The sequence below is a fragment of the Mycobacterium sp. E2462 genome, assembly GCF_001672685.1.
Lineage (GTDB): Bacteria > Actinomycetota > Actinomycetes > Mycobacteriales > Mycobacteriaceae > Mycobacterium.
On record NZ_LZKC01000011.1, the window covers coordinates 39,687 to 65,645 of the forward strand.

Annotated in this window: 23 protein-coding genes and 4 tRNA genes; 16 read left to right on the top strand and 11 right to left on the bottom strand. The window is 68.0% G+C overall.

Annotation, left to right across the window (positions count from 1 at the left end):
• Nucleotides 1-2 precede the first annotated feature (2 nt).
• A complete protein-coding gene (locus tag A5714_RS00505) occupies nt 3-794 on the bottom strand; it encodes an SDR family NAD(P)-dependent oxidoreductase (protein WP_068281796.1) in 792 nt (263 codons plus the stop codon).
• A gap of 164 nt (nt 795-958) precedes the next feature.
• On the opposite strand from A5714_RS00505, the gene A5714_RS00510 reads away from it, so the two are divergent.
• Entirely contained in the window at nt 959-2,518 is a 1,560-nt protein-coding gene (locus tag A5714_RS00510; RefSeq protein WP_068281747.1) for a long-chain-fatty-acid--CoA ligase, read from the top strand.
• A complete protein-coding gene (locus A5714_RS00515) occupies nt 2,515-3,303 on the top strand; it encodes an MBL fold metallo-hydrolase (protein WP_068281749.1) in 789 nt (262 codons plus the stop codon). The genes A5714_RS00510 and A5714_RS00515 overlap by 4 nt, the downstream gene beginning before the upstream one ends.
• Here A5714_RS00515 and A5714_RS00520 read toward each other — a convergent pair.
• Nucleotides 3,298-4,131, bottom strand: coding sequence for an enoyl-CoA hydratase/isomerase family protein (locus A5714_RS00520; protein WP_068069707.1), 834 nt, complete (start codon nt 4,129-4,131; stop codon nt 3,298-3,300). The genes A5714_RS00515 and A5714_RS00520 overlap by 6 nt on opposite strands.
• Before the next feature lie 171 nt (nt 4,132-4,302).
• On the opposite strand from A5714_RS00520, the gene A5714_RS00525 reads away from it, so the two are divergent.
• From A5714_RS00525 to gyrB, 4 genes are all read left to right on the top strand, one after another.
• The gene (locus tag A5714_RS00525; protein ID WP_068281751.1) at nt 4,303-5,172 is read left to right on the top strand and encodes a formylglycine-generating enzyme family protein; all 870 of its coding nucleotides are present in this window, start codon (nt 4,303-4,305) and stop codon (nt 5,170-5,172) included.
• 224 nt (nt 5,173-5,396) lie between these two features.
• Nucleotides 5,397-6,101, top strand: a complete 705-nt coding sequence (locus A5714_RS00530) for a GntR family transcriptional regulator (RefSeq protein WP_082959491.1) — start codon at nt 5,397-5,399, stop codon at nt 6,099-6,101.
• Nucleotides 6,102-6,161: 60 nt separating this feature from the next.
• Nucleotides 6,162-7,514: an arylsulfatase gene (locus tag A5714_RS00535; protein WP_068069710.1), complete on the top strand. Its 1,353-nt coding sequence runs from the start codon at nt 6,162-6,164 to the stop codon at nt 7,512-7,514.
• A gap of 12 nt (nt 7,515-7,526) precedes the next feature.
• A complete protein-coding gene (gene gyrB / locus A5714_RS00540) occupies nt 7,527-9,464 on the top strand; it encodes a DNA topoisomerase (ATP-hydrolyzing) subunit B (RefSeq protein WP_068281753.1) in 1,938 nt (645 codons plus the stop codon).
• 12 nt (nt 9,465-9,476) lie between these two features.
• Here gyrB and A5714_RS00545 read toward each other — a convergent pair whose 3' ends face one another.
• Nucleotides 9,477-9,821, bottom strand: coding sequence for a DUF202 domain-containing protein (locus tag A5714_RS00545; RefSeq protein ID WP_068281755.1), 345 nt, complete (start codon nt 9,819-9,821; stop codon nt 9,477-9,479).
• Nucleotides 9,818-10,198, bottom strand: a complete 381-nt coding sequence (locus tag A5714_RS00550; RefSeq protein WP_068074468.1) for a YidH family protein — start codon at nt 10,196-10,198, stop codon at nt 9,818-9,820. The genes A5714_RS00545 and A5714_RS00550 overlap by 4 nt, the downstream gene beginning before the upstream one ends.
• A 273-nt stretch (nt 10,199-10,471) precedes the next feature.
• On the opposite strand from A5714_RS00550, the gene A5714_RS00555 reads away from it, so the two are divergent.
• From A5714_RS00555 to A5714_RS00580, 6 genes are all read left to right on the top strand, one after another.
• Nucleotides 10,472-11,953, top strand: coding sequence for an ABC transporter substrate-binding protein (locus tag A5714_RS00555; RefSeq protein ID WP_068281757.1), 1,482 nt, complete (start codon nt 10,472-10,474; stop codon nt 11,951-11,953).
• 33 nt (nt 11,954-11,986) lie between these two features.
• On the top strand, nt 11,987-12,874 hold the full coding sequence (locus A5714_RS00560) for an ABC transporter permease (protein ID WP_068281759.1): 888 nt from the start codon (nt 11,987-11,989) through the stop codon (nt 12,872-12,874).
• On the top strand, nt 12,871-13,626 hold the full coding sequence (locus A5714_RS00565) for an ABC transporter ATP-binding protein (protein ID WP_068281761.1): 756 nt from the start codon (nt 12,871-12,873) through the stop codon (nt 13,624-13,626). The genes A5714_RS00560 and A5714_RS00565 overlap by 4 nt, the downstream gene beginning before the upstream one ends.
• A gap of 74 nt (nt 13,627-13,700) precedes the next feature.
• Nucleotides 13,701-14,051: a hypothetical protein gene (locus tag A5714_RS00570; protein WP_156671275.1), complete on the top strand. Its 351-nt coding sequence runs from the start codon at nt 13,701-13,703 to the stop codon at nt 14,049-14,051.
• Nucleotides 14,052-14,112: 61 nt separating this feature from the next.
• A complete protein-coding gene (locus A5714_RS00575; protein WP_068281763.1) occupies nt 14,113-15,624 on the top strand; it encodes a SulP family inorganic anion transporter in 1,512 nt (503 codons plus the stop codon).
• Nucleotides 15,625-15,753: 129 nt separating this feature from the next.
• The gene (locus tag A5714_RS00580) at nt 15,754-18,903 is read left to right on the top strand and encodes a TIR domain-containing protein (protein WP_068281766.1); all 3,150 of its coding nucleotides are present in this window, start codon (nt 15,754-15,756) and stop codon (nt 18,901-18,903) included.
• Nucleotides 18,904-19,200: 297 nt separating this feature from the next.
• Here the strand turns inward: A5714_RS00580 and A5714_RS24905 are convergent, their stop codons facing one another.
• From A5714_RS24905 to A5714_RS00590, 4 genes are all read right to left on the bottom strand, one after another.
• On the bottom strand, nt 19,201-19,653 hold the full coding sequence (locus tag A5714_RS24905; protein WP_231975699.1) for a hypothetical protein: 453 nt from the start codon (nt 19,651-19,653) through the stop codon (nt 19,201-19,203).
• A 179-nt stretch (nt 19,654-19,832) separates the two neighbouring features.
• Nucleotides 19,833-21,596, bottom strand: coding sequence for an alpha/beta hydrolase (locus tag A5714_RS00585; protein WP_068281768.1), 1,764 nt, complete (start codon nt 21,594-21,596; stop codon nt 19,833-19,835).
• A 400-nt stretch (nt 21,597-21,996) separates the two neighbouring features.
• Nucleotides 21,997-22,185: a hypothetical protein gene (locus A5714_RS25780; protein WP_156747104.1), complete on the bottom strand. Its 189-nt coding sequence runs from the start codon at nt 22,183-22,185 to the stop codon at nt 21,997-21,999.
• A 292-nt stretch (nt 22,186-22,477) separates the two neighbouring features.
• A tRNA-Val gene (locus A5714_RS00590) sits at nt 22,478-22,549 on the bottom strand.
• A gap of 182 nt (nt 22,550-22,731) precedes the next feature.
• Between A5714_RS00590 and A5714_RS00595 the strand changes: the two genes are divergently transcribed.
• From A5714_RS00595 to A5714_RS00610, 4 genes are all read left to right on the top strand, one after another.
• Nucleotides 22,732-22,804: transfer RNA gene (locus A5714_RS00595), tRNA-Gly, on the top strand.
• Nucleotides 22,805-22,838: 34 nt separating this feature from the next.
• Nucleotides 22,839-22,912: transfer RNA gene (locus A5714_RS00600), tRNA-Cys, on the top strand.
• Between the two features lie 15 nt (nt 22,913-22,927).
• Nucleotides 22,928-23,002 (top strand) — tRNA-Val (locus A5714_RS00605).
• 186 nt (nt 23,003-23,188) lie between these two features.
• Nucleotides 23,189-24,433 carry a hypothetical protein gene (locus tag A5714_RS00610; protein ID WP_156747105.1) on the top strand — a complete coding sequence of 415 codons (1,245 nt, stop codon included), beginning with the start codon at nt 23,189-23,191 and terminating at the stop codon, nt 24,431-24,433.
• A 130-nt stretch (nt 24,434-24,563) separates the two neighbouring features.
• Here A5714_RS00610 and A5714_RS00615 read toward each other — a convergent pair whose 3' ends face one another.
• From A5714_RS00615 to A5714_RS00625, 3 genes are all read right to left on the bottom strand, one after another.
• Nucleotides 24,564-24,884 (bottom strand): hypothetical protein, encoded by a 321-nt coding sequence (locus tag A5714_RS00615; protein ID WP_068281774.1) that lies wholly within the window; start codon nt 24,882-24,884, stop codon nt 24,564-24,566.
• Nucleotides 24,885-24,990: 106 nt separating this feature from the next.
• Nucleotides 24,991-25,389, bottom strand: coding sequence for a hypothetical protein (locus A5714_RS00620; protein WP_068281775.1), 399 nt, complete (start codon nt 25,387-25,389; stop codon nt 24,991-24,993).
• A 148-nt stretch (nt 25,390-25,537) separates the two neighbouring features.
• The gene (locus tag A5714_RS00625; RefSeq protein ID WP_068074473.1) at nt 25,538-25,843 is read right to left on the bottom strand and encodes a DUF732 domain-containing protein; all 306 of its coding nucleotides are present in this window, start codon (nt 25,841-25,843) and stop codon (nt 25,538-25,540) included.
• Nucleotides 25,844-25,959 lie beyond the last annotated feature (116 nt).

Below are 25,959 nucleotides of genomic sequence, written 5' to 3' on the forward strand. Positions count from 1 at the left end.
TCCTAGTTGCGGGGGAACCCGAAGAGCGCCACCACGCCATGATCGCGCCCGGCGGTGTAACCGCCGTCGACCGCGATGGCCTGTCCGGTGACGAAGGAGGCGTCGGTCGACAGCAGGAACGCGGCCATGGCCGCGACCTCCTCCGGCCGGCCCAGCCGCTGCAGGGCGTGCTCTTCGGTGATGGAGATCAGTGGGCCCTCCATCCCGGGGAGCCGCAGGACGCTGTCGGCCAGCGGCGTCTCGATGAAGCCGGGACAGACGACGTTGGCCCGGATGCCGCTCGGCCCGTAGTCGAGCGCGATGTTCTTGGTGAGCAGCACGACACCGCCCTTGGCCGCGTTGTAGGAGCTGCCGCCCGCCGTGCCCTCGAGCCCTTCGACGCTGGCGACGGTCACCAGCGAACCGCGCTCACCGTCCACCCGCGGCTGCTCGATCATCCGGGCCAGCGCCGCCTTGGCCACTAGGAACGTCCCGGTGAGGTTGACCCCGACGACCCGGTCCCATTCGGTGCGGTCGAGCAGATGCACGGGGCCGCCGCCGGCCACACCGGCCGCATGGAAGACCCCGTCGAGGCGGGCCGGGACGGCGGCGAACACGGCGGCCACCGCGTCCTCGTCGGTCACGTCGGCCGCCACGAACCGAAAGCCGGGACCCAAATCCGGCGGGTCGGCCACGTCGGCGCCCACGACCGCGCCGCCCTCGGCCAGCAGCCGCCGCGCGGTCGCCAGGCCGATGCCGGATGCGGCGCCGGTGACGACGAAGGTGCGGGAACGGGCGCGATCGGGAGTCACCATGTCCACCCTCCGTCGGGTCAGCTGGCAGGTAAGTCCAGCCGGGTAAGTCGACCGGATAGATCGTCGACCGGATAGATCATGGTGGCACGCCACCCCGCCGGGGGTGGCCGTAGCATGCGCGTAACGCACCACGATGGGCGAAGCGACCCGATTCGGAGGGGTTCATGCCACCAGCCGACGTCACGGCACACACGACGGAAACGCTCGCCGGGTTCGTCGACCGACACGCGCAGCAGCGGCCCGACGCGGTCGCCATCCGGTTCGGCGCGACGCAATGGTCCTGGACGCAGTGGAGCTCGCGGATCCGGCGGGTCGCGGGGATGTTGCGCGCGGCGGGCATCGAGCGCGGCGACTGCGTCGCGTTCCTCGACAAGAATCACCCCGCCTGCCTCGAGGTGCTGTTCGCGGCGGCGTCGATCGGCGCGGTGACCACCATCGTCAACTGGCGCATCGCGGGCGAGGAGATGGTGCACGTGCTCGCCGACAGCGCTGCGCGGGCGCTCATTGTCGGCGCCGAGCTGCACCCGGCCGCCGCGGTGGCCGCCGACCGGGTGCCGGGCCTGCAGCGGATCATCGAAGTCGGCGACGAGTACGAGACATTGCTCGCCGCCGCGGATCCCGCCGAGAGCGACCCGGACGTTGAAGAAAACGACACGGCGCTGGTCATTTACAGCTCCGGCACCACCGGGCGGCCCAAGGGTGTGCTGCTGAGCCAGCGGGCGTTGGTCAACCACGCGGCGAACCTCGCGTCGTCTTTCCCCTTCGCCGACGGCGATGCCAACCTGGTGGCCATGCCCCTGTTCCACGTGGGCGGAATTGGCTACGCGCTGTTTGGGATTCGCGCCGGGGTGCCGACGATCATGACCCGCGAGCCGGAGGCCGCCGCCCTGATGGCGGCGCTGGGCGACGGGGCGACGCACGCGTTCTTCGTGCCGCCGGTGATCGCCCGGTTCCTCGACGGCGGCGCCGCGGCCGTGGCCACGGTCGCCCGCCTGCGCTACATCGTGTACGGGGCGGCGCCGATGCCGTTGCCGTTGCTGCACCGGGCGCTCGCCACGTGGCCGGACACCAAATTCGTCCAGGTGTACGGGCAGACCGAACTGTGCGGGGCGGTCACGGCGCTCGGTGACGACGAGCACCGCGACGTCGAGCGGCCCGAGTTGCAGCTGTCGGCCGGAAAAGCGGTGCTCGGCTGCGAAATTCGGATCGTCGACACCGAGTCCGGTGCCGCGCTGCCGCCGGGTGAGTCGGGCGAGATCTGGGTGCGCAGCAACCAGAACATGAGCGGATACCTCAACCGCCCGGACGCGACGGCCGAGACGGTCACCGCCGACGCCTGGGTGCGCACCGGCGATGTCGGACGGCTGGACGCCGACGGCTACGTCTTCGTCGAGGACCGGTTGAAGGACATGATCATCACCGGCGGCGAGAACGTGTACGGCCCGGAGGTGGAAAGCGTGCTGACCAAGCATCCGGCGATCGCCGACGCGGCGGTCATCGGGGTGCCCGACGACTTCTGGGGGGAATCCGTCAAGGCGATCGTGGTGGCCAGCGGCGAGGTCGACGCGGACGGTGTCATCGCGTTCTGCCGCGGGCACCTGGCCGGCTACAAGTGCCCGCGCACGGTGGACTTCGTCGAAGCACTGCCGCGCAACGCCAGCGGGAAGATCTTGAAAGCACAGCTGCGCGAACCGTTTTGGCGCGACCGTGGACGGGCGATATGAGCGCCGAGGTCGACGCGCGGCGACGCGACCTCGCGATCGCGGTGCTGGGCGGCCCCACCACCGTCATCGACATCGCCGGTTTGCGGATCGTCATGGACCCCACCTTCGATCCGCCCGGGGACCACGGATACCTGACCAAGCTGCAAGGCCCCGCGGTGGGCGCCGAGGCGCTGGGCTCGGTGGACGCGGTGCTGGTCAGTCACGATCAGCATCCCGACAACTTCGATGACGCGGGACGCCTGATGGCGCTGGCCGCGCCGCTGCTCCTCACCCACCCCGGCGCCGCCGACCGGCTGGGGCCGCCGGCGCTCGGACTGGCGCCCTGGGAGTCCCACCAGCTCACCGATGGCGTTGCGGTGCAGGCCGTTCCGGCGGTCCACGGCCCCGCCGACGGGCAGCGCGACGCCGGCGGCCACGTCAACTGTGAGGTCACGGGTTTCGTGCTGAGCGGCCCGGGCCTGCCCACGGTCTATCTCAGTGGGGACAACGCGTCGATGGCCGCGGTCAAAGACGTCGCCGGGCGTTGCAGCCCCATCGACGTCGCCGTGCTGTTCGCCGGGGCCGCCCGCGTGCCGGCCAAGGAGCGCGGCCGCCCGTTGACGTTGACCTCGGCGCGTGCGGCCGCCGCCGCCGAGCTCCTGGGCGCGCGCGTGGTGGTCCCCGCACACTTCGACGGCTGGGCGCATTTCAGCGAAGGGCTCGACGACGTGGTCACGGCGTTCGACCAGGCGGGCATCGGCGACCGATTGCGGGTCGCCGCCCACGGCGACTGGGTGGACCTATAGCCGGCCCTCGGTGCGCAGCGCCGGGTGCACCCAGTCCGGCGAGCGACGCTGCTTGAACGCACGGAATCCTTCCCGCGCTTCCTCATCCGACAGACTGCTCGACATGCCGATGCGGTCGTAGAGGCCCAGGTAGTTGTCGATGCTGGACTTGATGACGCCGCGGGCCCGCGGCGCGGTCCGGCAGCATTGCGCCAAAACGACTTTGGCCTCCTCGAGAAGGTCGCCGTGCGGCACCACCCGGGCGATCAGGCCCCAGTCGAGCGCCTCGGCGGCGGTGAGGACGCGCCCGGTGAACATCAGGTCGCGGGTGCGCACCGGCCCGACGACCCGCGTCAGCATCTGGCTGTAGTAGGTGTCGGCGTAGCCGCGGAACAGTTCGGGCACCCGGAACGTCGCCCGCTCGCTGACCACGGAAAGATCGCTGCACAAAGCGATCTGGAAGCCACCACCCTGGCAGAGCCCGTTGACCGCGGAGACGACCGGCTTGGCGGACGTGCGCACCGCGTCGAACGGGGTGACGTCCATGCCCAGCGCGGAGCCGAAGGTGATCCAGTTGTCGTCGGCTCCCCCACCGCCCATGTCACCGCCGGGCGCGAACACGTCCCCGGTGCCGGTGATCAGCAAGCCGGCCAAATCCGGGTCCTCGTTGAGGCGCCCGACCGCACACCGGATCCCGAAGTACATGGCCGGCGTGAGGGCGTTGCGGGCCTCGGGCCGGTCGATGGTGCACACCGCGATCGGGCCGTGGCGTTCGAACCTCAGGTAGGCGGTGCCCAGCCAGTCGCCCTCGGGCGGGCGCGGGGTGGGCGTCGACGGCTGCCGTGTCACGGGGCTCCTCTCGGGCTCGCCGCGGAAAGCGGAGCGCTACTGTGGCTCTTACAGTATTCCTGCGGCCGGGCGGCCCGTCGGCGGGGCGCCGGACGCCCGCAAGGCGCGGTGCGGTGCTCCGGGTCCACCCGTCAGCCGCCGGCCGAGCGCCGGACCGCATAGCCTGGCGGCATGCTCACCGAGTTGATCGACCTTCCCGGCGGCGCCTTCCTCATGGGGTCCAACGCTTTCTACCCCGAGGAATCACCCGTGCACGAAGTGACCGTGCGCCCGTTTTCGATCGAGCGTCATCCGGTGACGAATGCGCAGTTCGCCGAATTCGTCGACCAGACCGGCTACGTCACTGTCGCGGAGAACGCCCTGGATCCACAGGACTTCCCCGGCGTGCCGGCCGAGGACCTCAAACCCGGTGCGCTCGTGTTCACCCCGACCGCGGGACCGGTGGATCTGCGTGCCTGGCGGCAGTGGTGGGCTTGGGTGCCGGGCGCCTGCTGGCGGCAGCCGTTCGGGCCGGGGTCCTCGATCGAGGATCGGCTCGACCACCCGGTGGTCCAGGTGGCCTATCCGGACGCCGCCGCCTACGCGAGCTGGGCGGGACGGCGGCTGCCCGGCGAAGCGCAGTGGGAGTACGCGGCGCGCGCCGGCACCTCGTCGACCTATGCGTGGGGCGACGACGTCGCGCCCGGCGGCGAGCTCATGGCCAACACCTGGCAGGGGAAGTTCCCCTACCGCAATGACGGCGCTCGCGGATGGACGGGTACCTCGCCGGTAGGAACGTTCGCGCCCAACGGGTTTGGCCTGGTCGACATGATCGGCAACGTGTGGGAGTGGACCACGACTCGCTACAGCGCCGGCCACCACCTGGCGGCCAGCTGTTGCCCCACGCCGGCGACCGGTGATCCCGCCGTGTTGCAGACGCTCAAGGGCGGCTCGCACCTGTGTGCACCGGAGTACTGCCACCGGTACCGTCCGGCCGCGCGGTCGTCGCAGTCGCAGGACAGCGCGACCACCCACATCGGGTTCCGCTGCGTCGCACCCTGACATGCGGGTGGCGAAACACCACCGCTAACGCCGCGGTATATGGCCTGGCCTACCGCGTAACCCCCGGCCAGGTGGCGTAACATTCCGCTAACCGCCACCCCCGTCATTGGTGGCACAGTGGGCCCATGCCCCGGCGCCCGCACATCCCTCCCAAGGACTTTCCCCGTCCTGTCACACGGGAGTACGCCGGTACCCGGGCAGACGCGGCGCGGTGGGTCCGCGACGTGTTGCGCAGTCAGATCCTCGAAGGCGCCTACGGCGGCTTGGCCGCCGCCCGCCCGGCGCTGCCGTCGGAATCCGCCCTGGCCGCTGAACTGGGAGTGAGCCGCAACGCCATTCGGGAAGCGCTCGAACTGCTGCGGGGCGAAGGCCTGATCACTCGCGTGCAAGGCTCCGGCACGTTCGTCACCGGCGCGAAGTTGCGCCAGCACCTCGACCGGCTGGAAGGTCTCGCCGAATCCCTTGCTGGGCATCAGCTTCCGGTGGGCAACAAGGTGTTGTCGGTACGGGAATCCACCGCCACCCCGTTCGTGGCGGCCAAGCTGCAGCTGCCCGAGAACTCCCCCATCCTGTTCATCGAGCGGCTTCGTTCGGTCGGAGGGCTGCCGCTGTCGCTGGACACCACCTCGCTGCGCATCGGGGCCATTCCGATGGACGCCGACCTGGACAAGCAGGACGTGTTCGCGCTCATCGAGCAGGCACTGGGCGAGCGCCTGGGCTGGGCCGAGATCACCGTCGAATCCGTGTTGGCGGACCCCAACACCGCCACACTGCTGCAGATCCGCACCGGTGCGCCGCTGCTGTTGTTGCACCGCCTGACCCATCTACGAGACGGCACACCGTTCGACCTCGAGACGGTGCGCTATCGCGGTGACCGATGCTCGCTGGTCACCACCGCCACGCGTGAGGACGCTTCGCCGCCGCCGTAGTCGGCTGATCCGCACCGCCACAACGATTCACCCCCACACCAATTGAGAGGTGGCACAGTCATGCCCGAACAACCCAACATCGTGTACTTCCACGTCGACAACCTCGGCATGGGAGAGCTCGGCTGCTACGGCGGAGGGATCCTGCGCGGCGCCGACACCGCCCGCGCCGACGCCTTCGCCGCCGAGTCGCTGAAGCTGTCGCACTTCGTCGTCGAGCCACAGTGCACCCCAACCCGGTCAGCCCTGATGACCGGGCGTTATCCCATCCGATCGGGCAACCACACCATCGCGTTGGGTGGAAACGGTGGTGGGATCGTCGCCTGGGAACGCACCATGGGCGACATCCTCTCTGAGAACGGCTACGCCACCGCGTGTTTCGGAAAATGGCACATCGGCGCCGAGGACGGCCGGTGGCCCACCGACCACGGCTTCGACGAGTGGTACGGCCCGGCCCGCACCTACGACGAGTGCCTGTGGCCCGACGACCCGTGGTACGACGGTGAGCGCGACGGCTACTCGTACATGTACGAGGGCACCAAGGCTGACGGGGTCACCGCCACCGACCAGCAGCTCACGGTCAAGCTCAAGGGTGAGATGGACGGCGAATACGACCGTCGCGCCAAGGCGTTCATGAAACGCAGTGTCGAGGCGGGCAAACCGTTCTACCTGTACCACAACCACTCGTTGATGCACTTCCCGATGGAGGTGCGCGAGGAGTTCAAGGGCAAGAGCACCAACGGCGCTTGGGGCGATTCGCTGCTGATGCTCGACCACGACTTCGGCAGCATCCTCGACTATCTGGCCGAGCTGGGCGTCGAGGAGAACACGATCGTGGTGTTCGCCGGCGACAACGGTGCCGAGGACCACCTGGCCGGTCGCGGCACCGCGGGCTTCTTCGACGGTTCCTACTTCAGTTCCGCCGAGGGCGGAATCCGCACCCCGTGCCTGATCCGCTGGCCGGGCAAGGTCAAACCTCGCGAGAGCAACGAGATGGTGCATGTCACCGACATGTTCCCGACGCTGCTGCGCTGGGCCGGCTGCGACGTCCCCGACGACCGCATCATCGACGGCATCGACCAACGCGACTTCTTCACCGGCGCCGACGAATCCAACCGCGAGGGCTGCATGGTGTGGCTGAACGAGGAGCTACACGCGGTGAAGTGGTCACAGTTCAAGATCAACTTCAAGCGGCAGCAGCACTTCCATGACCCGGAGATCCCGCTCGGCTTCGCCCGCATCACCAACCTGTTGGAGGACCCGAAGGAACGCGAGGCGGTCAACCAGACCTGGGTGCGGTGGTGGGTGATGCAACACGCCTACCGGTTCATCCAGGCGTTCGACGAGAGCGTGAAGACCGAGGAGCTGATCCCGGCCGGGGCGCCCCTGGACTTCGTTCCGGCCCGCACCGCCTAGGAGCATTGACCGATGGCCGATGGTGTTACTCCCAACGCTTATGGCGCGCAATCGATCACCATCCTGGAAGGCCTTGACGTCGTCCGCAAGCGGCCTGGGATGTACATCGGGTCCACCGGGGAACGCGGCCTGCACCATCTGATTTGGGAGGTCGTCGACAACGGAGTCGACGAAGCGATGGCCGGCCACGCCCGCCGCGTGGACGTGACGCTGCTGGCCGACGGTGGGGTCGAGGTGACCGACGACGGGCGCGGGATTCCGGTCGCGATGCACGCGACCGGAATCCCCACCGTGGACGTCGTGATGACCCAGCTACACGCCGGGGGCAAGTTCGACGCGGACTCCTACAGCGTCTCCGGCGGCCTCCACGGGGTGGGGGTCTCCGTTGTCAACGCCTTGTCCACCAGGCTCGAGGTGGACATCTGCCGCGACGGTTTCCAGTGGTCGCAGCGCTATGACCGGTCCATCCCGGGCACGTTGACCCGCGGTGCGAGCACGACGCGGACCGGCACGACGGTGCGGTTCTGGGCCGACCCGGACATCTTCGAGACCACGCGGTACAGCGCGGAGACCGTGGCACGCAGACTGCAAGAAATGGCCTTCTTGAACAAGGGGCTGTTGCTGACGCTGACGGATCGACGGTCGCATGCCGCCGACGGCGCACAGCGGCGTTTCCACTACCCCGGCGGCCTGGCCGACTACATCGCCCACATCAACCGCGCCAAATCCCCGATCCAGCCCAGCATCATCGAATTTTCGGGCGGCGAGCCGGGACAGCAGGCCGAGATCGCGATGCAGTGGAACCAGGGGTACTCGGCGTCGGTGCACACCTTCGCCAACACCATCAACACCCGCGAGGGCGGCACCCATGAAGAGGGCTTCCGCAGCGCGCTGACCTCGGTGGTGAACAAATACGCCAGGGACAAGAAACTGGTGAAAGACAGCGAGGCCAATCTCACCGGGGACGATATCCGGGAGGGCCTGGCGGCGGTGATCTCGGTCAAACTCGCGGAGCCGCAGTTCGAGGGCCAGACCAAAACGCGACTGGGCAACGCAAACGTGCGTTCGTTCGTCCAGAAGATGTGCCATGAGCGGCTTACCCACTGGTTCGAAGCCAATCCGGCCGAAGCGAGGGTGATCGTCGCCAAGACCGCGTCCTCGGCCCGAGCCCGCGTCGCGGCGCGTAAGGCGCGGGAGTTGGTGCGGCGCAAGAGCGCGACCGACCTCGGTGGGCTGCCCGGCAAGCTGGCCGATTGCCGCTCGACCGATCCCCGCAAGTCCGAACTGTATGTGGTGGAGGGCGATTCGGCCGGCGGCTCGGCCAAAAGCGGCCGCGACTCGATGTTTCAGGCGATCCTGCCGCTACGCGGCAAGATCATCAACGTCGAAAAGGCCCGCATCGACCGCGTCCTGAAAAACACCGAAGTCCAAGCGATCATCACCGCGTTGGGCACCGGCATCCACGACGAATTCGACATCAGCAAGCTGCGCTACCACAAGATCGTGCTGATGGCCGACGCCGACGTGGACGGCCAACACATCTCCACGCTGCTGCTGACCCTGCTGTTCCGGTTCATGCGCCCGCTGATCGAACACGGCCACGTGTTCTTGGCCCAGCCGCCGCTGTACAAGCTCAAATGGCAGCGCAGCGAACCCGAGTTCGCCTATTCCGACCGCGAGCGCGACGGCCTGCTCGACGCCGGCCTGAAATCGGGCAAGAAGATCAACAAAGAGGACGGCATCCAGCGCTACAAGGGTCTCGGAGAGATGGACGCCAAGGAGCTGTGGGAAACCACGATGGACCCCTCGGTGCGGGTGCTGCGCCAGGTCACCCTCGACGACGCCGCCGCCGCCGACGAACTGTTCTCCATCCTCATGGGTGAAGACGTCGACGCCCGCCGCAGCTTCATCACCCGCAACGCCAAAGACGTTCGCTTCCTTGATATTTGAACAACGTTCGCATCATGCGGCGAACATCAGATAGGCGAGGATGATCAGCGTCAACGAGACGACCGAGAGGCCGACCAGTACCACCGCGCGTCGTGCGTGTACCCGCTGTGGCAGCGGGCGGGCCGTCAAAGCGCGGCGACGCCGCGCCCCCACGGCGTAGACGGCCAGCGCGAGAACAGCAGCGGCCGCCGCGGTCACCCCGCGCTCCCCAAGGCCGCTCGCAACGGCGAAGTTGCGGTCCTTGAGCAGCACCAACACCCCGGACCCGGCGACGGACAGCGAGGTTCGCGTCCAGGCCAAGGCGGTGCGCTCCGGTTGCAGCCCGCGGTCGGCCGGCGCGGCCTGCGTGGACGTCACCGGCCGGCTCCGGTCCCCGTGAGCGCCAGGGCTACCGTGGCCAGGCCGACGGCCACCAGCGCAACCGCCAGGTACACCGGTGTCGCTGGTCGCGGCAGCGGTTGATCGAGGCGGATCGCCCGGTCGACCTGCCGCCAACGCCGCAGTCCCGCAACCGAAGTCAGCATCGCCGTCGCGCCCACCGCACCGCCGAGCGCGTGCCGCACTCCGGGAATGGCGAATTCCGGCAGGAACTGCACGACACCGACCGCCGCGGCAAGCAACCCCAGCGCGGTCCGCTGCCAAGCCAGGAACGTCCGCTCGTTTGCCAGGGTGAATCGGTAGTCTGGTTCGACATCGGGGACTGCTGACCCCGTCGAGCGGTCCGCGGTGCCCAGTTTCGCTGCAGCGCTTGAGGTTTTCACAATCACCCAGTCTTTCGCGGGTGACGCCGGTGTTCCAGGAAATCTGAGGTGGCGTAACTCAGTCTTCATTTGCGCGCTGAGCCGGCTCTCGCCTAGAGCCGCGTCGCCCCGGCGAACTTGAACCGGGGCCCGGTGCCACAGCAGCGTGACCACCCGCGCTGTAGGGGCTGAGATGGCGTAACGGTGGTGCAACGTCCAGTGATCAAGCGGTAATAGAAAGATCCGACGCTGGACAGCGTGTACGATATGACGACATCCGCCCGGCCGGGGCATCGCGCGCGGGCCGCTGCGGGGCCGCGCCGGCGGCGCGTTCGAGCGGCGGCCGTCGCCGCGTCAGTCCTGCTGCCCGCACTGCAGGCGCTCAGCGGATGCGGCCTGCTGACCGAGAACGCCACCGTGATCAACGTGGGGTACCAGTCCAAGACCATCAACACGGTGAACGCCGGAACGTTGCTGCGTGACCGCGGCGAGTTCGAAAGCGAGCTGCGCCAGCTCGGGGCGTCGACGGGCCGCAAGTACCGCGTGGTGTGGCAGGACTTCTCCTCCGGTGCACCGCTGACAGCGCAGATGATCGCGACCCACGTCGATATCGGGTCAATGGGCGACTACCCGTTGCTGACCAACGGATCCAAGACCAAGCGGTACGACGACGCCCGAACCAGCTGGATCGCGACCACCGGCTACAGTCTGCGCGGTTCGCTGAACCAGGTCGTGGTTCCCAACGGATCCGCGGCCCGCACCCTGGCGGACCTGACCGGCAAACGGGTGTCGACCAGCCTCGGCTCGGCCGGTGACGGCATGATCTCAACCGCGTTGCAGCGCAACGGTATCGACTCCCGTTCCGTGCACACCGTCAACCAAGATCCGTCGATCGGGGCGTCGGCCGTCGACGGCGGGCAGGTCGACGCGCTGGCGCAGTTTGTGCCGTGGCCGCAATTGGTGATCTTCCGCAACCAGGGCCGGCTGCTCTATGACGGCGGCGACAACAACGTGCCGACGTTTCACGGCGTCGTCGTCCGTAAACAGTTCGCCGACGCCAACCGCGACGTGACGGCCGCGTTCCTGCGGGCGATGCGGACGACCACCCGCTACATCGTCACGCATCCGCTGGCGGCCGCCCTGCGGGTGAGTCAGTTGACCGGCATCGAACCCGAAGTCGTCTACCTCTACAACGGCCCCAACGGCCTGGTGTCGTTCGATATGACGCTGAAAGACCAGTTCGTGAAGGCCGCCGACGCGATCAAGAGATTCCTGGTCGCCCGGGGATCGGTGAGCAAGGACTTCGACGTCGCGTCGTTCGTTGACGACGGCTACCTGCGAGGGGTGTTCGGCGGCGACTACGACCGCTTGCGCGCCGACGTGACCAACCCGAGCGTGTTGAGCGGATACGACGACCTGTGCGGCTTGCCCGTCGGCGACCCGGCGCAGGCCTCGGAGTTATGGGCCCGGGGGGCCGACACCACCACAGTGGCCGCGACACCAACCTGCCTGCTGCGCCGCGCGGCCGCCACCGCCGCGGTGCGGGCCGCGTACGTCCCGGACACCCTGACCGGCACCCGGCTGTTCGCCAACCATGCTGTGTGGCTTGATGACCCGGGCGCAGCGCCCACTCAGCGCTACAAACCCTTCGCGACGGCCGCCGGCGCCGACGCCTACCGGGCGAGTCATCCGGCAGCCGCACCACTCGCCTTCCCCGCAGCCGTCGCACAGTCGCGGTCGCCGCAGTAGCCGCCAACTGAAGTCAGAAAGTAAGGAGTCCTCGTGACAAGCACATTGAGCCGCCTGGAAGCGGCCGTCGCGCCGCCCGCGCCGGCGGTCAAGGCGCCGACGCTCAGGCCGCACCGACGCATCGCCTCCCGCGTTCCGACGGCAATCCAGCGCCGCACCGCGGCCCTGGTGTTGCCGCTGATCCCGATCGTCGCCTTCGTCGCGCTGTGGCAGCTGCTCACCGCTCATAACGTCGTCGCCTGGCTGCGGTTCAATCGGATGCCCGCGCCCATGCGCGTCGTCGAGAGCCTCGGTGCGCGGATCAGCTCCGGCGGCTACTACGACGACCTGCTGGCCAGCCTGCAGCGGATCCTGCTCGGGTTCGGGCTCGCCGCCGCGGTCGGTATCGCCCTGGGCATCCTGGTCGGGCGCTCCGCGACGGCACGAATGACGTTGCGGCCCTTCATCGAAATCGTGCGGCCCATCCCCGCGATCGCCCTGGTGCCGCTGACCATCCTGCTGTTCCCCTCCAGCGAACAAGGCATCGTGTTCATCACCTTCTTCGCCGCGTTCTTTCCGGTGGTCGTCAGCACCATCCACGCGACGGAGTCGCTGCCCAAAGTGTGGGAAGAAGCCGCCAAAACGATGGGCGCAAGCCGCGTTTCGCTCCTGCTGCACGTGATCCTCCCCGGCGCGCTGCCCGGCATCTTCACGGGCCTTTCCGTCGCCATGGGCGTGGCCTGGATCTGTGTGGTCAGTGCGGAGATGATTTCCGGGCAGTTCGGCATCGGCTACTACACCTGGCAGTCCTACGGCCTGCTCGATTACCCTGCAGTGGTCGTCGGCATGATCTCGATCGGCGCGCTGGGGCTGATGACGGCGTGGGCGGTGGAGCGGGTCGGCCGCCGCGTCAACCATTGGTTGCCGAGGGCGAGCCGATGAGCGCCGGCGCCGTTCACCTCGACGGGTTGAAGTTGGGGTTCAACGGAGTCGTCGCCGCCGACATCACCCTGGACATCGATCCTGGCGAGGTGGTCGTCTTCCTGGGCCCGTCGGGGTGCGGCAAGTCGACGATCCTGCGAGCGCTGGCCGGGCTGCTCACCCCGCTGAGTGGGCACGCCACGGTCGACGGCGCACCGGTGGCGGGCAATGCGGCCCAGTGCGCCATGGTGTTTCAGGAGGATGCGCTGTTCCCGTGGCGCACGGCACTGAAGAACGTCATGTACCCGATGCGGCTGCGGGGCGTCCGCGGCAAGGATTTGAAGGCCGCCGCGCAAGACCGGCTCGCGCAGGTGGGGCTGGCGTCCTACGGCGGTCATCTGCCCAGCCACCTGTCCGGCGGCATGCGTCAGCGGGTCCAGTTGGCGCGCACCCTCGCGTGCGAGCCGAAGGTGATGCTGATGGACGAACCCTTCGGCGCGCTGGATGCCCAGACCCGACTGGAGATGCAGCGGCTGCTGATGACCGTGTGGGAGCAACAGAAGATGACCATCCTGTTCGTCACCCACGACGTCGACGAGGCGCTGCTGCTCGCCGACCGGATCGTGTTGTTGAGCCACCGGCCCGCGACCGTCGCCGACGTCATCACCATCGCCGAACCTCGCGCTCCGCAAGCCCCGTTCACCGAGGCCTATCAGCGCCGCCGCCGCGACATCCTCGCGTTCCTCGGGCACGATTCGGCCGCGACCGCATAGGACCGCGCTCACCGACGGTGGCCGGTGCGCAGATGCTCCGACCGCCGTCCACTTCACCGGAAGGTCAGCAAGTGATGACTGAGACCGAACTGCGGGTAACCGGAGAGCTCACCGCCATCCCGGGCGTACGCCATTGGCCGTACCTCGCCTCCGGACGCGAACAACTGGGCGCTTCGCCCGACGATCGGCCGCGGCTGGTCGGGACCACGCGGACAGCGTCCCCCACCCACCACGCGGACGTGGCGCAAGCCCGGCTGTTCGCCGACCTGTTGCGCGCGGAGCACGCCGAACTCGGCGCCGCCGCGGGCCTCGGGCCGCACCTGCGTCCGCAGCCGTGCACCTCTGAGCAACTCCGGCAGTTGCAGGCGCGCATGAAAGAGATCCGCCGACTTCTTCTTGCACTTGAAAAGCGCTTCCGCTGTTGATGATTGCCCTACCCTTCACGGCGTCCGGCATCGGAGCACCGTCAGAACGGAGCAAAGCACGATGAGGCCCCACACTGCTGTCGCACGTCGGAGCGCACTCACCAGGAGCGACTCGGCCCTCGGCGCGCTGCGCAGCCTGCCCCGGTTGCGCACGGAAGTACTTGCGGGACTTGTCGTGGCGCTCGCGCTGATCCCTGAGGCCATCGCCTTCTCGGTCATCGCCGGTGTCGATCCCCGAGTCGGCCTGTTCTCTTCGGTGACCATGGCGCTCACCACGGCTGTTGCGGGGGGCCGACCGGCGATGATCTCGGCGGCGACCGCCGCCGTGGCCCTCGTCGTCGCGCCGGTCGGTCGCGAACACGGCATCGATTATCTGGTGGCGACGATCATCATGGCCGGCGTCTTCCAGGTGCTGCTCGGCTTGGCCGGCGTCGCGAGACTTATGCGGTTCATTCCGCGCAGCGTGATGATCGGGTTCGTCAACGCCCTGGCCATTCTGGTGTTCCTCTCCCAGCTGCGGCACTTGGTGGGTGTCCCGTGGCTGGTGTACCCGCTCGCCGCAGTCGGGATCGCGATCATGGTGCTGCTGCCGAAACTGACCACAGCGGTCCCGCCGCCCTTGGTGGCGGTGCTGGTCCTGACGGCGGCGGTCGTGGCGTTCGGCTGGCACGTGCCCGACGTGGCATCCCAAGGCCAACTGCCGCATTCGCTGCCGACACCGGCGATTCCGCATGTCCCGCTGACGTGGGCCGCGCTGCGGCTTATCGCTCCGTACGCCGTCGGCGCGGCGTTGGTCGGGCTGCTGGAGTCGTTGATGACCGCCAAGCTCGTCGACGACCTCACCGAAACGCCGTCGAACAAGACCCGGGAAGCGTGCGGCCAGGGCGTGGCCAACATCGTCACCGGAATCTTCGGCGGCATGGGCGGCTGCGCCGTGGTCGGCCAGACCATGATGAACGTCAAGATCGCCGGCGGACGCACGCGGCTGTCGACTGCGTGCACCGGCGCATTCCTGTTGCTTCTCATCATGTCTCTCGGCGACCTGGTCGGTCGGATACCGATGGCCGCGCTGGCCGCCGTGATGATCGTGGTCTCCGCCGCCACCTTCGACTGGCACAGCGTGGCGCCACGCACACTGAAAGTGTTGCCGCGCAGCGAAACGGTCGTCATGGTCGTCACCGTGGTGGCCACCGTGCTCACGGGCAACCTGGCCGTCGGGGTGACCTTGGGCGTGCTCACCGCCATGGTCGCCTTCGCGCGCCGGGTCGCGCACCTGACCATCGTCGAAGCCGACCACCCGTCGCACGCTCGCGGCACCCGCGTCTACCGCGTCCGGGGCGAACTGTTCTTCGCCTCCAGCAACGACCTCGTCCATCAATTCGACTACGCCAACGACCCCGACGACGTCCTGATCGACATGTCCGGCACCGACGTCTGGGACGCTTCGGCGGTCGCCACCCTCGACGCCATCCGAAACAAGTACCGTGCCCGCGGCAAGACCGTGCGGATGAGCGGCCTGGACGGGGCCAGCCTCGAGCGGCTCAACCGCCTCTCCGGCCGGCTGGGTGTCTGACCGGGCGCCGACCGGCTCGTCGACGGCATCGCCGTAACGCGCAGCCCCGACGCGGTCCGTCGGGCACAATGAGCTCGACATCAGCCGCAGCGCGTGGCCCACGCCGGCCCGACGAGGGATTGCCGAGACATGCCCCGGATCTTCCTGAGCCACTCCAGCAAGGACAACGCGCAGGCGGCCGCGTTGCGGCAGTGGCTGATCGACCAACGCCCGGAATTGGTCGACGAGATCTTCCTCGACATCGCCGAGGACACCGGCCTGGCCCCGGGTCACCGGTGGAAAGACGCGCTGCGCCAAGCGAATCAACGCTGCGAGGCGGTGATCTGCCTGGTGTCCCATTCGTGGGGTAGCTCGCCGGAGTGCAAGACCGAATACCGCACCGCGGAGAACCTGGGCAAGCAGATCCTCGTCGCCCGGCTCGAAGACACCGGCGATTCCGACATCACCGCCGAGTGGCAGCGCTGCGACCTGTTCGCGCCCGGGCCCACGACCGAGATCACCGCGGCCGGGGCGCAGGTGTCGTTCAACGCGGCAGCGCTCGACCAGCTGAAGAAGGCGATCGAGGGCACCGGTATTGGGCCGGAGAACTTCGTGTGGCCGCCGCGCAGCGACCCGGATCGCGAGCCCTACCGCGGCTGGGAACCGTTCGAGGACATCGACGCCGGCGTCTTCTTCGGGCGCGACACCGCGATCATGCGGGGCACCGACGAGCTGCGCAAGATGCGGTACTCGGGTGTGAAGTCGCTATTCGTCATCTTGGGCCCCTCGGGCAGCGGCAAATCCTCGTTTCTGCGGGCGGGGCTGATTCCGCGGCTGCAGCGCAACGACCGCAACTTCCTGGTGCTCGGGACGGTGCGCCCGGGACGCGGCGCCGTCACCGGGGATCGCGGGCTGGCCGCGGCGATCCACGCCGCGCGCCGCGGGCTGCGGCTGCCCGGCGCGCCGCCGTTCGGTGAGATCAAGAGGATCTGCCGAGACGGGGACGCCGACCGCGTGTGCGAGCTGCTCCTGGAGGTGCGCGACGCCGCCGCCGCGCGGCTCGCCGACACCGGCTCCGGCACCGCCAAGGGGCAGGCGCCAACGCTGGTGCTGCCCCTGGACCAGGCGGAGGAATTGTTCTCGGCCGACGCCGTTTCCGCGCAGGCCGCGCAGGAGGCGCATCGCTTCCTCGAGCTGGTGGCGGCCGTCATCGCGCGCGTCAACGCCGGCGACGTCCGGCTGATCGTCGCGGCCACCATCCGCACCGACCGTTACGAGGCGATGCAGAACCATCCCGCCCTCGACGGGATCGGCACCGAGCTGTTCAACGAGCTGAATACCATGCCGCACCACCAGTTTCCGGCCGTCATCAAGGGCCCGGCCGCCCGCGCCTCCGAGGCCGGCGACCGGCTGGCGATCGCCGACGACCTCGTCGACCGCCTGATCGCCGACGCGGGCCGGGGCGCCGACACCCTGCCGCTGCTGGCGCTCACCCTGCGCGAGCTCTACACCGATTACGGCACCGCCGAGGAGATCACCTGCGCCGACTACGAGTCCATGGGCGGCATGCCCAACGTGGTGAACAACCAGATCGAGGAGATCCTGTCGGCCGCACCGCAGGACCGCGAGAGCGCGCTGGCACTGCTGCGTTCGGCGTTCATTCCCTGGCTGGCCTCCATCAACCCCGATAACGACGCCGCGCTGCGCCGGGTCGCGCTGCATTCGGAGCTGCCCGACGAAAGCCGCCCGCTCATCGACGCTTTCGTGGAGAAGCGGCTGCTCGTCCGCGACCGCCGCGGCACGGAGGTGGTGCTGGAGGTCGCCCTGGAAAGCCTGCTGCGCCAATGGGATCAGCTAGCGCAATGGCTCCGCGAGGAACGCCAAAGTCTGGTCACCGCCGCCGAAGTGGAGCGCTCGGCCGCCGCCTGGGCCCGGCATGGCCGCGACGAGTCCTGGCTGCTGGAAGGGTCGCGGCTGACCTCCGCGGAAACGGTTGCGACGCAACCTGGATTCGCCGAGCGACTCGCGGTGGCCGCCGACTACCTGACCGCTTCCCGCAAGCGAGAAGACGACAGACTCGACGCCGAGCGGCGCCGCCACTACGACGCTGTCGCGCGCCGACTTGTGGTCGAAGCGAAAGCGATGATGGCGCACACCATTCCGGGCGGGGACGCCGGCGCCTTCCAGCAACTGCTCGCCGCCCGCGCCATCGCGTCGGTGCCCGACGACGCGGCGATCGCGGACGCGCTGGCGCTGCGCGCCCGCACACTCAAGATCATGGACGCGGGCCAACCCCTGCTTGGCGTGGCGTTCAGCCCCGACGGGCGGCGGCTGGCCGCCGCCGGTGAGGACAAGACGATCCGGCTCTGGGATGCGGTCACCGGCCAGCCGGTCGGCCGACCCTTCGCCGGTCACACCGTGCGGGTGCACTGCGTGGCGTTCAGCCCCGACGGCCGTCAGTTGGCCAGCGGTGCCGGCGACCAGACCGTCCGGCTGTGGGACGCGGCCACCGGCGAGCCGATCGGCGCGCCCCTGAGCGGGCACACCGGCGTCGTCTACGGGGTCGCGTTCAGCCCGGACGGGCGGCGCCTCGCCAGCGCCGGGGACGACCGGACGGTGCGGTTGTGGGACGCGGCCACCGGCGAGCCGATCGGCGCGCCCCTGACCGGGCACACCGGCGTCGTCTACGCGGTCGCGTTCAGTCCCGACGGGCGGTTGGCCAGCGCCAGCGGCGACACGACCGTCCGGTTGTGGGACGGGGCCACCGGCCGGCCCGCGGGCGAACCGCTGACCGGGCACTCAGACACGGTGTGGGCGGTGGAGTTCAGCCGGGACGGCCGACGCCTGGCCAGCGGCAGCCGCGATCAGACGGTGCGCCTGTGGGATCCGGACAGCGGCGCCCCGCTGGCCGCGCCGCTCGTCGGGCACACCGGCGTGGTGTGCGACGTGGCGTTCGACCCTGTCGGCGCGCGGCTGGCCAGCTCCAGCTACGACGGCACCGTGCGCATCTGGGACGGGGCCGAGAGCCAATGCCTGGTCGGGCACACCGACTCCGTGCACGGCGTGACGTTCAGCCCCGACGGGCGGCGCGTGGCCAGCGCCAGCCAGGACAAGACGGCGCGGCTGTGGGACGCCGCCGACTCCGAGCCGTCCGGGACGGGTGATCACGAAACCCTCTGCGGCAAGCTGACTTCCAATATGAGCCGGGAGCAGTGGCGGGTGTGGGTGGCGCCGGACATCGACTACATTCCGGCGTGCCCCGACCTGCCGATCCCGGGGGACGAGCCGGGGGCGGGCTGAGCTTCGGCCGTGCGCACTTCAGTACCTGACTGCCAAAAAGCCGGCGCCGGCGAGTTCGGCGACGGCGGTGTGGTCCAGCGGCAAGGACGAGCCGACTCGATGGATTCTTGAGGTCAGCTGTGAGAGCTGCGGTGTCCAACCCGGCTGGCTTCCGCGTTAACACGGCGATCGGGCCGCCCCCTGGAGAGCAAGGGACGCTCCTCACTTAAGTCGGACGCGACGTAAGGCCATCCGGTTCCACTCCGTCGCAGGAGTTCATCGAACACTGTTCACGAGCTGACGGTCTGGTTTAGGCCGTCAGGGTGTGAGGACGGTCGGAAACGGGCTGCGGTCGTTTGGCAGGTTGGCGGGAAAGCAGGGTGAGACTCCCCCGAGGGTGGGGGGATATCCGGGCCGAGATGTCGCTTCGATGCTCAGGCTGTAGCCATCGGGGGCGTATCCGAAGCGGTTCGGTTTGTAGAAGCCCTCGCGCTCATAGACATGCCAGCCCCAGCTTTTCCAGGTTTCGCCGATCATTGACACGATGCTGGTGAGGTCAATGCCGGGAGGGGGCTTGAGGTCGCCGGTCGTCGAGAATTCCAGAGGTGGTGTGCCGCTCACTTCGTCTTTGCAGGGGACGGTGTTAGTGCCGCCGCTGAAGCGGGAGGTGTCGAGGGTGGTGCCAGGTGGAAGGCTTTGGAGCGTCCGTCTGAGGTAGCCGATGACTATGTCTTGGGCTTGCTGTTGGGTTTTGGGGATGTCGGGTTGCAATTTCCATCCTGGTGGCGGCGGGGGTGTGGATTGCATGGGTGGTCCTCCAAGGACGGTGGCACCTGTTGGTGTGGGCGGTCCGAGTGGGTCGTTGTGGCTGCATGCGCCGACGAGCACGGCGAGTAAAAGGGCGCTGAGGATCCGCGTTGAGGTTCGGCGGCAACGGTTTTGCATAGGCCTCACCCTCCCCCGTCGTTGGGGATGACTTGGGGTGGTGTCACGCCGGCAATCACGGCGCCCATGTTGCGTAGTGCTGGGTTGTCGTAGTCCCAGTAGCTGCTGTGGGCGGCGATGCTGGGAGTTAGACCGAGGTCGTCGCTGCTCGAGCCGGGCGCCGCCCACAGTCGGGTGGCGCCGAAGTCACTGGCTGTCGGGTCGTGCCCAAGGGTCTTGTCGGTGACCAGGCCGATGATGTCGTTGCGTGCCCTGATGGCGTAGACGTGCGCGCCGGGGTCGAGGCTCATATCGCCGGCGTTGTGAACGAGCATCCCTGGGCTGCCAACTGCGATGACGTTGTTTACGTCGAGGTGATGGCCGCCGCCGGCCGCCGCGCCGACCTGGGTGGAGCCGTAGCTGTGCCCGATTACGGTGTCGGTCGACGGAGCGCCGACGTGGGAGGCGCGCAGTCCGCTTTCGAAGTCGTCGAGGCCTTGGGCGCCGGCGTGGGCGGGACCGGGAGAAGCGGCTTCGAAGACATTCATAGGTCGGTCATATCCCATCCAGGTGGTGACTGCGACGTCGCCTGGCTTGAGGGTGGGGTCGGCGCGCAGCGCGGCACCATACATGGCCAATGATTTGCCGTCGGCCCCTTCGAATGTGGTGAGGTCTTGGCCGGTGCCGGGGACCAGGATGGCGTTGCGTGTGGCGTAGTCGGGATTTCCGATGGCTACCGCCGCGTGTCCTTTGTCGTCAATGAGGCCGAGGTAGCGCTTTTGTCCGTCCGTGCGGTCGAGGGTCTTCTGCACCGTCTGGTAGCCCTGCAGGCTGTGTCTGGCTGCGAGCAGTTGAGGCTTTAGGGCGTTCAGTTCGTCGGTGGTGGCCTTGCTGTGGTCACCCATGTACAGCTTGTTCAGCAGGTCGTTGACGCGGTTCTGCATGCGGTCGACGTCGGCCTGGGTGTGCTGCTCCAGATCGTTGAGCTCCAACCGGTTGTAGTGGTCTTTACCTAGGTGATCCGGGGGATCCCACGGCATGCCCGGATGGTTGCCGATGAACGGATTCTGGTGGAATTCTGCATCTTTCTGTTCCGGTGTGAGCGCATCCCACGTCTGAGCGAATTGTTTCGGGTCGTCGGGCAGCGGCGGCGCCGTCTCCTTCGGCCCGTCCACTGCCGCGATGTTCGTCGGGTCGTAGCCGTCGGCTTTCAGGGTGGTCAATGCTTTCTGCAGAGTGTCGGAGTAGCCGTCTCGCGTTGCTTGCAAGTGGTGCAACGCACCTCGAGTCTCGTTCCCGGCGGCGGTTTTAAGGGCCCTGATGATCGTGCGCACCTCGTTCTGGGTTGCCTCGTCGGGGTGGTCCCGGGCATCCCGCATCGCAAGATCGATGTAGTGATCGAGCCTCTCCAACTCGCTCTCTAGGCTGGCGATCTCCTTGGCGCCTTCCTGCTGAGCGGTCGCCAACGACGCTGCGATGGTTTCCAGGTCGGCGCCGATCTTCGGCAATTGCTCTGATAGCGCTCCAAGGGATTTGGTTAACCGTTGCACTTCGGCGGCATCGTTGATGGGGTGATCACCGTTTTGGTGATTCCACGCCGCGTCGAAGCGTTTGCGCGCCTGGTCGAACGTAGCGTCGGCCTCCGCGGTTTTCCGGCCGGCGCCGTGGAACGCGTTCGCCAGACTCGAAATTTGAGAAGGGCTCCCGGCCTGCAGGCTCCGATTGACCTCCCAAGGATCACCGCCGGCCGCGGCGATCAGATCGCCGACGCTCAACCATTTCAGCTGCACCGCGCCTGCTGCGGCGAGCCCGCACTAACGTGCATCACCGCCCCCTCAATCAAAGCGTCCGAACAGTACTACCGCCAAGGGACGGTCAAGTCACCAACAACTGAACACGATCAGCTGGTAATCAGTGACTCGGCCGACCCGGTCCTCGAGTCAGCAACGTGCAGTTTTGAGGCAAAGTCACTATTTCGAATCTACTCTCGGTCGGGCTTCCAGATCCGAATGATGTAATTCTTGTCGGTATCACCGATGAGCATTCCATTGACAGTCGGATCGCGGGGGGCGGCGCATGCTGATCGTCTTCTTGATTGCGCGTAAACACTGCTGGCTTCTGCGACTCAGGTCGAACCAAAGTGAAAAAATTAGTCCGACAATCAATCAAAAACCGTAGAACCCGTAGTGCTCACCAGGGGGCGGTACCGGTCGGTAGCGGTCGGTATCCGTCGGGGACTGGCAGCGAGTTTCTCCCGTCGTACACGCCCGGACTATGGATGTGCGGGAAGCCGTCCTTGCCGTCGCCGCCGAGCGCAATACCTGTGCCGGGAATCGTCACATCGAGGTCGTCTTGCTGGCCGGAGTTGATGCCCTCCATGAGGGGTTTGGTGGCCGGCCCGTCGATATGCGGTCCATTGCCGCCCCACTGGTCCAACGGCGCGCCGCCCGGACCGAAATGCGCATCTTGCGCCCAAATTCCAGCCGGATCATAACCATCTTTGGCGAGGGTGGCTTGACCGCGGGGATTCGACGAGACACTTGCAAAGTCCCCCTCTCACTTGAGCTTTCAGCAAGCGGAGAACTGTCAGGCAGCAGTGGCTAATAACACCGGGATAACACCGGCGCTGCTTCGCGGGCTAGATACCGTACGTTACCTGCGACATCAAAAGTGGTCCCGGCTGGGATCGAACCAGCGACCTTCCGCGTGTGAAGCGGACGCTCTCCCACTGAGCCACGGGACCGGCGCGCCAGAGGCGAACGACGTCGAAGACTAGCACGAGCCAGTCCCCGACAATACCTGCCCGACACCGGGACCGGCGCGCGCGATAGCCTTGCAGCCGCAACGCACCCAGAGATTTGTAAGTGCCCGCTCGGGTGGACTATCGTCGTCCTTCGCACCGGGCGACGATCTCGCCCGTTGCGCGCGGATGTAGCGCAGTTGGTAGCGCATCACCTTGCCAAGGTGAGGGTCGCGGGTTCGAATCCCGTCATCCGCTCGAAGGTGCAAGAGGTAAGTGGCATCAATCCCACGGTGGAGTGGCCGAGTGGTGAGGCAACGGCCTGCAAAGCCGTGCACACGGGTTCGATTCCCGTCTCCACCTCCAGCTTTTGATCCCCCGGCGCGATTAGCTCAGCGGGAGAGCGCTTCCCTGACACGGAAGAGGTCACTGGTTCAATCCCAGTATCGCGCACCACAGTTTTCCCAGGCCACCCATGGTCGGACAGCAAATCGACACCCGAAAGACGTGAACCGCTGCGGTCCAGGTTTCCGGCGCACTCCCCCGAAGGTGCGACACTGGAGTGGGTAAACGGCAAACGCGCCGGCAGTCCTGGCGCCACGCCCGGTCAGCCTGCGGACGCGGTTCTCGAAAGGTCATGAGATGAAAGCACTCGGGGTTGCGGTGGCAGCCGCCTTGGCTTTCGCACCGTTCTCGGCGGCGATCACCGCGCCCGACGCAGTTCAGGCGGCGCCGTGCGCCGGCGCCGGGTCGACGCCGGGAGCCTGCCAGAGCTGCCTGTACATGGTGGCGCAGTACCACATTCACACGCAGAACATGTGTTACGAGGCGCCCGCGCCGCGCCCGGTCCAGGCGCCGCCGAGCACCGTGCAGGTGCCGGAGCTGCCGCCGCTGCCGCCCGTGCCGGTCGAGCACACCCCGCTGGTGGTGCCGCCCGGCCCGCCGAGCCCGCCGCCGACCCCGACGATCAACCCGCAGGCCCCCGGCTCGCCCAGCGTCACCCCGCTGGTCGCGCCCCCGAAGGGCATGGACGCGCCGTCCCAGGCGGTCGCCGCAGCCAAGTCCGCCCCGGCCAAGCGGATCAACCCTGCCAACCCCCCGCAACCCCCGATGCAGGTCGACGACTTCAACCACCAGGTGCAGAACGTGGTCAACAACCACGGCGCCAACGTGGACATGGTCAAGGTCGGCAATCAGGACCTGGTCCGGCCCCGGCACTGGGACTACGTCGACTACGACGACTTCCACCGCCCGGCGCTGTACAACCCGCTCACCCAGGCCATGACGTTCCGCTACTCCTACGGCGGCGGCTATCACGAGGCGTTCGTCCCGGCGGGCGGGCGGATCGTCCTCGACGTCGCCAGCGTGGGCCCCTTCCCCTTCACCGCGGTCGGTGACAGCTACCTCGCCTCGGGCAGCTTCTACGGTGCGACGCCACCGCCGGGGGGCTGGGACAACCCCCCACCACCGGACTACAGCCCGCCGGCCCGCCCGCAAATCTACGAGGACGTCTCGGTCTACATCCCCGCCGCCAACGACACCGTCGAGGTCGGCCAGGTGCAGGTGATCAACCACGACGCCGGCCAGCCCGCGGGCAACCAGGACACGTTCTTGCTGGACGACTCCACCCTGGCGTGGGGGCAGATCAACGACTCGAGCAGCAACGCCCAGATCAAGGTCACCAAGACCCAGCCCATGCCGGGCTTCGGGCCCACCGACAACGGCAGCTTCCTGGTGGCGCTGGCCGGGCATCAAGACTCCGGCCCGGCCGCGCAGCCGTGGTGGCCCATGCTGCTGCGCTTCGGGATCTTCGCCGCCGCGGTGGGTCTGATCTTCTGGACCATGAACCGTCGGAAACGAAGCACCGAGCCGACCGAAACCCCGTAGCAGGGCCACACAGCGGTCCGGGAAGAAATCGCGGTCTGTCGGCGTCTGAATAGAAGATCGGGCCGGCCCCGATCCCTCCCCCCGACTCGCGCGGCCGGCCCGGTTCTTTCTTTTCCGACGTCTGTCGGCGTCAGGCGGCTCGTGGACCGCGCCAACGACCGTGCGCTGTGGCGCTCGGCCCGACGCGACGGCGCGGCAGGGCGGTCACCGGCGCCAGGGCGGCGTCGCCGCGACGCGCACGGCGCTCGACGTCGCGGTGAATCCACCAGATCGCGGCCAAGGCGGCGATGGCCGACGCGAGCACCACCAGGAGCACCGCGTCACCGAAGGCCAGCAAGACGACGATTCCGGCGAGGACCCACAGCGTCTCGGCGATCGGGTAGGGGGATCCGGCTCCGCGTGGCGCGGCGCTGAACTGCGGCATGTCGACCTCACTCACGGTCAGGGCCACCGGCGAATTCGGTAACCATCCGGCAGAACAGTTGGACGCCGGAAATGCTGCCCGGGTTCAGGGCGACGGTGATGGGTTTCACTACGGGCGCAACGCGGGCGCACGGTTATCCCGAGGAGGACTTCTCCGGGTGCTCGGCCTGGGCCTCGTCTTCGGCGAAAAGAAGGTGGTTGTCGTGCGCGGCCTGCCAGTGTTCGTCGGCCTTGCGCTGCAGTTCCTGGGGGCTGCCGTCGTTGCCCCGCAGCGCGGCCAGCTGGTAGCTGTTGGCCGCCTGCTCGTGCACGCGGGCCAGCTCCTCGTGCCGTTGCGCCGCGGCGTGATGGGCATCGATAGCGCGCTTCTCCGCCTCCTCGGCCCGCTGTCGCGCCAGCGCGACGGACTCCTTTGACGGCCGCTGACCGGCGGCCAGCTCGGCGCGACGCCGACGAAGTTCCTCCACGCGCCGCCCCACCTTGGCGGTGCGCGCCGAGGACGTCGACGGTTCCGCGGCGGGTTGCTCAGCCATCACTGCCTCCTGTCGCGCGGTTGCACTGGCAGCTCTCAGCGTAGCGGGCAGCGGACCGCCGACAGGGCCATTGCCGCAGCGTGCGGGGCAAACCGTGGCGCTTGAGCGCCGAGCGAAGCGCCCGCCTCCGTCGCGCAGCAGCGACGCCTCAGCAGTGCGCCGCCCAGCACTGTTGCCTCGGGCAGTAGGTCGAGTGCGCAAGGCTGACCATCGATCCCACCTCCCCGAACGTCACCTTCCGCGGGTCCAGTGTGTCGTGGATACTCTGCGCGATCTGGTCATACGTCCAACCCCAGCCGATGTCGTCGCAGATGAGCCGGCCCATACCCGTCAGGGCCTCGTCATGGTCGGGCGGCCAGGAGAAACCCGCGGCGCGCAGCTGTGCGAGGTACATGTCGTCGGCGGCGTCGGCAGTCGCCACCGCGGCGCTGCCCGACAAGGCGGCGCCGATCATCACAAGGGGCACAACTGTGGTCCGCCAGCGAATAAGCATCCGAAGCGCTTCCTCTCTTATCGGCATTGAGATTACGCCAGTCAACGGACTCAACACGGCGCGATTTTGGCAGAATA

Coding starts and splice junctions, on each gene's coding strand:
- A5714_RS00505 (WP_068281796.1), bottom strand. CDS start 794: ATGGTGACTCCCGATCGCGCCCGTTCCCGCACCTTCGTCGTCACCGGC.
- A5714_RS00510 (WP_068281747.1), top strand. CDS start 959: ATGCCACCAGCCGACGTCACGGCACACACGACGGAAACGCTCGCCGGG.
- A5714_RS00515 (WP_068281749.1), top strand. CDS start 2,515: ATGAGCGCCGAGGTCGACGCGCGGCGACGCGACCTCGCGATCGCGGTG.
- A5714_RS00525 (WP_068281751.1), top strand. CDS start 4,303: ATGCTCACCGAGTTGATCGACCTTCCCGGCGGCGCCTTCCTCATGGGG.
- A5714_RS00535 (WP_068069710.1), top strand. CDS start 6,162: ATGCCCGAACAACCCAACATCGTGTACTTCCACGTCGACAACCTCGGC.
- gyrB (WP_068281753.1), top strand. CDS start 7,527: ATGGCCGATGGTGTTACTCCCAACGCTTATGGCGCGCAATCGATCACC.
- A5714_RS00555 (WP_068281757.1), top strand. CDS start 10,472: ATGACGACATCCGCCCGGCCGGGGCATCGCGCGCGGGCCGCTGCGGGG.
- A5714_RS00565 (WP_068281761.1), top strand. CDS start 12,871: ATGAGCGCCGGCGCCGTTCACCTCGACGGGTTGAAGTTGGGGTTCAAC.
- A5714_RS00570 (WP_156671275.1), top strand. CDS start 13,701: ATGACTGAGACCGAACTGCGGGTAACCGGAGAGCTCACCGCCATCCCG.
- A5714_RS00575 (WP_068281763.1), top strand. CDS start 14,113: ATGAGGCCCCACACTGCTGTCGCACGTCGGAGCGCACTCACCAGGAGC.
- A5714_RS00580 (WP_068281766.1), top strand. CDS start 15,754: ATGCCCCGGATCTTCCTGAGCCACTCCAGCAAGGACAACGCGCAGGCG.
- A5714_RS25780 (WP_156747104.1), bottom strand. CDS start 22,185: ATGGAGGGCATCAACTCCGGCCAGCAAGACGACCTCGATGTGACGATT.
- A5714_RS00610 (WP_156747105.1), top strand. CDS start 23,189: ATGAAAGCACTCGGGGTTGCGGTGGCAGCCGCCTTGGCTTTCGCACCG.
- A5714_RS00620 (WP_068281775.1), bottom strand. CDS start 25,389: ATGGCTGAGCAACCCGCCGCGGAACCGTCGACGTCCTCGGCGCGCACC.
- A5714_RS00625 (WP_068074473.1), bottom strand. CDS start 25,843: ATGATCGGCGCCGCCTTGTCGGGCAGCGCCGCGGTGGCGACTGCCGAC.